At 33.6% G+C, this 6,947-nt stretch carries 7 protein-coding genes; all 7 read right to left on the bottom strand.

What is annotated here, in order from left to right:
• Window positions 1–297 precede the first annotated feature (297 nt).
• The 7 genes from A5893_RS00310 to A5893_RS00340 all read right to left on the bottom strand — a co-directional run bounded on the left by A5893_RS00310 (window position 298) and on the right by A5893_RS00340 (window position 6,800).
• A complete protein-coding gene (locus tag A5893_RS00310) occupies window positions 298–678 on the bottom strand; it encodes a nuclear transport factor 2 family protein (RefSeq protein WP_068820551.1) in 381 nt (126 codons plus the stop codon).
• On the bottom strand, window positions 678–1,169 hold the full coding sequence (locus tag A5893_RS00315) for an ester cyclase (protein ID WP_068820552.1): 492 nt from the start codon (window positions 1,167–1,169) through the stop codon (window positions 678–680). Before A5893_RS00315 ends, A5893_RS00310 begins: the two co-directional genes overlap by 1 nt.
• Before the next feature lie 75 nt (window positions 1,170–1,244).
• On the bottom strand, window positions 1,245–2,060 hold the full coding sequence (locus A5893_RS00320) for an AraC family transcriptional regulator (protein WP_068820553.1): 816 nt from the start codon (window positions 2,058–2,060) through the stop codon (window positions 1,245–1,247).
• A 250-nt stretch (window positions 2,061–2,310) separates the two neighbouring features.
• Entirely contained in the window at window positions 2,311–2,961 is a 651-nt protein-coding gene (locus A5893_RS00325; RefSeq protein ID WP_068820554.1) for a GIN domain-containing protein, read from the bottom strand.
• Between the two features lie 8 nt (window positions 2,962–2,969).
• Entirely contained in the window at window positions 2,970–4,772 is a 1,803-nt protein-coding gene (locus A5893_RS00330) for a serine hydrolase (protein ID WP_082911258.1), read from the bottom strand.
• Window positions 4,773–5,025: 253 nt separating this feature from the next.
• Complete coding sequence (locus A5893_RS00335; RefSeq protein ID WP_068820556.1) at window positions 5,026–5,856, bottom strand: MBL fold metallo-hydrolase; 831 nt, start codon at window positions 5,854–5,856, stop codon at window positions 5,026–5,028.
• A gap of 95 nt (window positions 5,857–5,951) precedes the next feature.
• A complete protein-coding gene (locus tag A5893_RS00340; RefSeq protein ID WP_068820557.1) occupies window positions 5,952–6,800 on the bottom strand; it encodes an AraC family transcriptional regulator in 849 nt (282 codons plus the stop codon).
• Between the last annotated feature and the right edge of the window lie 147 nt (window positions 6,801–6,947).

Genomic DNA, 6,947 nt, shown 5'->3' on the forward strand with positions numbered 1-6,947 from the left:
AATCCAATTGTATTTCTTGCTCTTTTTTCATTGCGTTAATTTACGAAAATATTTCCTATGAGTAATGTCTTTCCGGTCGGGTAAGTATGACACATAACGAACAGGGCTTGGCGAAGGTGGGGAATTAGAATTCCGTCCGTCTGGAACTGCTGCTGATTAAAAAACTGATGATGAAGATAACAACAAAAAGCCAAATAGAATTCCGTCAAGCTGGAACAAAAGCGAAATAGAATTACAAAAAGTTGATTGTTATTCCGTCCGCCCCACTTTTGCCAAACCCCATGTTATATGCCGTTTTTATTCTTCCGTTAATAGCCTTGTATCGAAATAGAATGGATGTGCAGAAATTAGGTGATTGTTTTCAATAACATATGCCTGTATCATTTCTGTTTCAATGATTTTTTCTGTTTTAAAAACTGTCCCACGAATTTTTGAAATGGCAAAAACTATATTTTCACATGAATAATAGTCAGTTTTCAAAGTTTTAAACTCTTTCCAAAATGTAGAGAATTTTTTGAAAAAATCATTCAGTCCGTTTGCGCCAATGTACTCGCCACCATAGGGAAGAGAATTGGCTTGTTTTAAAACGAAGTTGTCCGATAAACAACTATAAGCACCTTGCTTGTTGCCATTTGCAAGGTACTCATAGAATTGTTTTACTAATTCAATTTCAGTCATTAGTTTTTTTTAGTTTGAATTTGATGCATTAAGCTTGACCAATCAACAACGTCCCAATGTTCTACAAGTTTGTCATTTTCAATCCGCCACCAATCTGTCCCCGTCCAAGTTGCTTTAACATTTGAGGCAGGAACTCCAAAAAGTTCGCCTTTATGTGTTCCTGTCCAAGTAATTCGGGCAACAATGATATCGCCTTCAACCACAAGTGCGTCAATATTTGCTGAAATATCAGGAAAAATACTTTCAAACCATTTTGACCCTTCTTGAATACCAACTAACCCTTGTTTTACCATTGGGTTATGTTGTTTATAGTCCTGTGATATAATTTCTCCGAACTTGTCCGATTGTTTTGTTGTCATCAGTTCTACGAACCTTACAACCAACTGCTTTTTTTGCTCTGTTGTCATATTGCTCTTTTTTTGCGTTTGACCATAAGTGGTGGCTGTCAGTAACAAACCACACATAATAAAAACTACTTTTGCATACTTCATTGTGATATAAAATAGTTTAAATGATGTTGCAAAGGTAGAAGGCAAATGTTTTTTTGAATTGTGTAAACTGTCCTTTCAATTGAAGATTTGGGACATCTCTTTTCTAAACTCGGTTGGCGTTTTACTATTCATTTTTTTGAAGAAATTATTGAAATGACTTGCATCTTCAAACCCCAAATCATAGCAAATGTCTTTTATTTGATTTTCACTATAAAACAGTTTTCGTTTTGCTTCTAAGTTTATCCTTTCGTGAATAGCGGATAAAGCTGTTTGGGTAGAAATTTCCTTACAAATTCTATTCAATTGTTTTGTTGTTATAGATAGCATTTTTGCATATTCTTGCACTGATTTTATTTTAATAAAATTGTCTTCAATGAGTTGTAAGAAATTTGCAAACACACTGCCTGATTGTGTTTTTTTCTTTTTTGTATCTCTTTCTTCTCTCCAAATATGGGTCAGCAATATTTTAATGAAACCAAAAACAAGTTCGTTAGATTTTTGTCTTTTACCTTCTAACTCTGTTTTGATTTCTTCAAAAAGTGTAGTAAACAATTCTTTACGTTCTAAATAAAATGCAGGTGATTTTGAAAACTTACCGAAGAGATTGGTGAGGTCATTTTCAAACAAGTCAAATATTTCCCTGTCCAATGAGATTGCATACCCAAAGTTATGTGTGTCAGGTTTGGCGGTTATATAGTGTATTTGATTGTAAGAAACCAAAAAGAAGGAATTGTCAGTAATTGGGTATTCTTCAAAGTCAATAAAATGACTTGCGTTTCCCTTTTCAAAATAGAAAATCTCATAATGTTTGTGGAAATGAGGACGACTTACAAAGCCATTATTATTCGCTTTATAGTCAATAGAGAAATATTTTATTGCGTTTTCTTTCAAGTTTGTGTCGTACTAAAATGGCATATAACGTTCGAGTATTGCTGCAGTTGGGGAATTGACCAACTGTCTGCCCGGAACTGAAGCTAAATTAATAAACAAAAGTTGAAGTTAACAACTAATGACCGGTAGAATTCCGTCAGCCGGATATAAAGCTTGGAAATGCACTGCTGATGATTGCTGCAACGTCAAGCCCCAATTGCAGCAATACTTTTGTTGTGTGCCGTTATTCTTCTTCGCCTATTAGACTTTTTTAATTTCTGTAAACCACTTTGCCTGTCCCACTTTGTTTGTTTATAATTGCTTTGCCTTTTCCGAAGTTCACTATGTCGCCATTGCCATTCATCTCAACATTGAAATTTGTGTCTGTCCTGATGTTTACATCGCCATTACCTGATTTAGAAATGTCCACTTTTTTTGAAATGATATTTTTGGCTTCAAGGTTGCCGTTACCATTATTTTTTATTTCAATGTGGTCAACAACAGAACCAACAAGAGATATATTGCCATTTCCTTTGTTTTCAATTCCAAAGTATCTACCTACAAAACTTTTAACACTTACATCTGCATTAGAAAAGTTGAATAGTTTAGAAATTTCTGGCATAACAATCTTGACTTTAACCACCTTTCTATTCTTCCAATCTGTTTCAAATTTGCTGTTTAACTTAACCAATAATTTGTCTTCTGATTTGGTTATTTTGACCTGCTCTTGTGCATTGTCTTTAACTGAAACAGTTATGCTATATGATTTACCCAACTCTATTTCAACTTCTCCATTTATATTTTCGATTTGAACTTTGTCAAAGTTCTTGAAGTCGTAAGTCTTAGTTTCATTTTGTGCCTTTGTAATTTGCGAAACAAAAAGTAAAGCTAAAATGACTAATGATGATTTAATTTTTTGCATTGCGTTGATTATTTTTTTAAGGTTTCTAAAATGTCTTTTGTTTGTTGGTCGTTGGGGTCAAGTTCTAAGGCTTTTTGATAGCTTTTAATTGCATTTTGCTTGTCGTTAAGTTTTAAATAATAGTCGCCCAAACGACTATAAACCATTGATGAATTTGGATGTTGCTCTATTGCCAAATCTAAAATTGTTTTAACAGCAATTGAATTTAATGGCTTTTTATGCATTAGGTCGTAAGCCAAATATGTTATTTGTCCTTCGTTCATATTCATTGCTCTAAATGCTTTTTTTGCTTCATCATATCTCTGCATATTCAGGTATTCGCTTGGCGAAAATTCATCGTCTCTCATTTTCGGCATTGGCTTTTCTTGATAAATATTTTGAAGCCCTATCACTTCGCCTTTTTCATTTCTTTTGAAGAAGCCCTTTATGTTGAAATCAGTAAATACAATAGTGTCTTTTGATATTGGGAAGCAATAAATGTCAAAGCCATTATTGATTTTTTCAACCAAATAGTTTTTTTCTTTTCGCAAATAAAGTACTTCGTCTGTTGCCATTCTGTAACGACCTTCCATTTTATTTAATTCAGTATCAGGCAAACTGATTGGCTTTATTTCTGTTGGCAAATTATTAGTCCAATTATATACTTTTGCAACTGCTCTTCTTATTTCTCTTCCAATTCCGTTTTGATTATCTCCCGAGTTCAGCATTATAATTACTCCGTTGCCACCTTCAACACTTGCCATACCATAAGCTAAGAAACCTGCATTTACTCCTGTGAACTCAAAGAAAACTCCTTTTGGGTCTTTGTTGTCTGTTCTTTGAATTAAAAAAGGTCCAATTGCCATTTGTTCTTTATATCCACCGTCTGAAACATTTACTTGTGCAGTGAGCATTTTCTTGGTGGTCGCTTGGCTCAAAATCTTTCCTTTACCTAAGTATGATTTTTGAACATCAATAAAAAACTTTGCTAGGTCGGTTGGTGTGGTGTAAAGCCCTGCTGCTGCTTGTTGTGGGTAAACGTATGGCATTCCCTTAAACCAAGATGCATCAGAATAAGCCCAAGAACATTGCCTTGTAAATTTAGCTGGAACTGGTTGCTCAAAGGTTGAATTTTTCATTCCAAGTTTGTCAAAAAGTATTTCTTGTGTTAGGTTGGGAAAACTTTTTTTTGAAACGTCCATCAGTGCTAATTGTGCAATCATACTTCCGCCACCTGAATAACGAAACTCTTTATTTGGTTCGCTATTTACAACTACTGGTCTTGTCTCTGAAATTTTTGCACCACTCAAAACTTCAACAATGGTTGGCAATTGTTGAGTTGGTGTAAAACCAAAATAAGATGTTTGTGATGTTCCTGCTGAATGGCTCAACAACATTCTCAATGTTATAGGTGTCTTTTTTGTAAAATCATTCTCGGCAATTTTCCAAGAAGTGAGATAGTTGTTGATTGGCTTCTCCAAATCAATTTGTCCATTGTCAACCATTTTCAAAGCTGTAACAGCCATTAAAAATTTACTTATTGAGCCTGCCGAAAACATTGTTTCAGTCGTTACAGGTGTATTTTTGAGGGTGTCTGCTAAACCATAACCTTTTGCCCATTCAATTTTATAGTCTTTCATAACTGCAATACTTAGTCCTGGTACTTTGTAGTATTTCATTCTCTCAATGAGGTTCCAACCTTCAAAACCTTTTACAGGAACGTAAGGAATAAGGTTGTTCTCAACTTGTTTAATTCTGTCTTGCACTTGCTTGTTTTGAGCAAATGTCTGTCCGGCAAAAAGTGTCAATAAAAGGAATGTAAAATTTCGCATAATTTTTTGAAGATTGAGGTCTGTCTATAATGGCACACAACGTTTTGCATTGGCGAAGTACGGGGGCCTTGTTGCTGGTCCTGCCCGGCGGTAATGTTGATTAGAAAAATGATTATGAATTTACAAAGTTGCTCAAGAAAAAGAGTCCAGCCCCCAACCACAGCTGCCATGTTGCTTATGCTGAAGTTACAATGTCCTGCCCCGTATTTTGCCAATGCATTGTTGTGCGTTCGTTCTTTTTCTCGTTGTATTTTTATTCTGATATTGATGCGTTTACAGAATTAAATAATAAAAAGTCCGCTTGTTTATGATTTGGATAAAGTGCTTTCATTTTGTCCATTGCTTCGGTTCTTGTTTTTGAAGTAGCTATAGTATTTTCAAAATTCTCAATATAGCCTTTCACTTCTGCAAATAGTGAAACGTCTGTTACGTTGCCGTGTCCTGGATATATTTTTGGTTGTAGTGAAGCTAACCCCTTTGAAAACGTGTCTAATTGAGTTTTCCAATAAGCTATATTTTTTTTATCAACTGCCAACCAAATATGAACGCCATTATAGCAAAAGTCGCCTGTAAAAAATGCGTTTAAGTCTTTGCTGTATATGGTAGTTAAGTGTTCACACTCTGCACCTGAATAATCGCTATTAAGTTCAAGTATTGCACCATTAGCTAAAGACAATTCTTTTGCATTTAAAACTCCAATGTTATTTTGATAGTCAAAACCATTAGTATTTGTTTCTGACTTTGGTTTCATCGAAGGCTCTTTTTCTAACCAACCTACGCTTTCCATCCAAGTTGAAAATCCAAGAATATCATTTTTGATTTCCTGTTTCGTTACCACAATTTTTGCAGATGGAAATTCTTGTCTCATAACATTCATTCCGATGTAATGGTCTGGGTGTCCGTGAGTAATTAAAATGTGAGTAAGATTTTTGTTCTTACTTTTAATGAAATCTGCTAAGTTTTTTGCTTCTTCACTGTTTCTTAAACAGTCTACTAAAATAGCACTTTCATTGTCTGTAAATAGATAGGAATTTACAGTTGCTTCAATGCCATTGTAAACTTCAAGGTTTAAATTATTTTCCATTTTTTTAATGCGATTTAATTCTGCAATATTGCAATGCAAAGGTGTCTTGATTATTGATTTTTGTATATGGAAATAAACGCTTTTTATATGGAAATTTAGGCAAACTCCTTTTTAAATTCTTGTGGGGCAAAAGTTGTATTCTTTTTAAAAAGTTTAGAGAAGTAAAGTTGGTCTTCAAAGCCTAATTCAAAAGCAATTTCCTTTATTGATTTTGATGAAAACAATAGCTCTCTTTTTGCTTCTAAAATTAATCTCTCGTTTATGAGTTGAAGCGTATTTTTTCCTGTGGCGTTAAATAAAGTTTGGGTTAAAATCTTTGAAGTTATTTTTAATTTGTTTGCGTAGAAATTTACCAAATGCTCATTTTTAAAATGAGTTTCAAGTAAATCAAAAAAAAATTTCAAAGCTGGTTTTTGATATGATTTTAGAAAATAATTTAATGGCATAAAATCATTAATCTTCGTTGCAAATGCTAAAAATAAAAATCGCAAAGTATTTTTATTATTCTTGTTTTGAAAATATTCTTTTTGTAATAGCGTAAAGAATTGCAAAACATCGTTCCATTCTTCGTTATCAAATGTTAGCAAGTTAGTGTTAATAGAAGCATTAAAAATTTCAAAATGAGCCAATAAATCGCCTTGTTCTTTCGTCAAAAATTCGGGTGTAAAAAGAACAATATATCCTTCCAATTTTTCCTTAAAACTTCCTTGATGAATACTGCCTTTGGGAATTATTAAAACCTCCTTTTCGGTAACATTATAAGTTTTAAAATCTACAATTTGCTTTGTTTCGCCTTTTGTAATAATAACAATTTCATAAAAATTATGTCTATGTATAGATGGTGGAATTTCCCTGTCGAGATTCGACAAGCTTATTATCTCAAACAAAATTCGCTTTTCGTCTGGCAGCTTAAATTGTAAGGTCTGAATATTTTTACTTTCCATTTTTGTTTGAAACTTGGGTCAATTAAGGGCTGTCACAGAATGACGCACAACGGTTTGCTAATTTGCGCAGAAATGGCATTGCTTGCAGAACCATTGTCGTACCATACTAAATTAAATAAATAACTGATGAACTGACGTAAACCACCG

The organism is Pedobacter psychrophilus (genome assembly GCF_001652725.1).
Lineage (GTDB): Bacteria > Bacteroidota > Bacteroidia > Sphingobacteriales > Sphingobacteriaceae > Pseudopedobacter > Pseudopedobacter psychrophilus.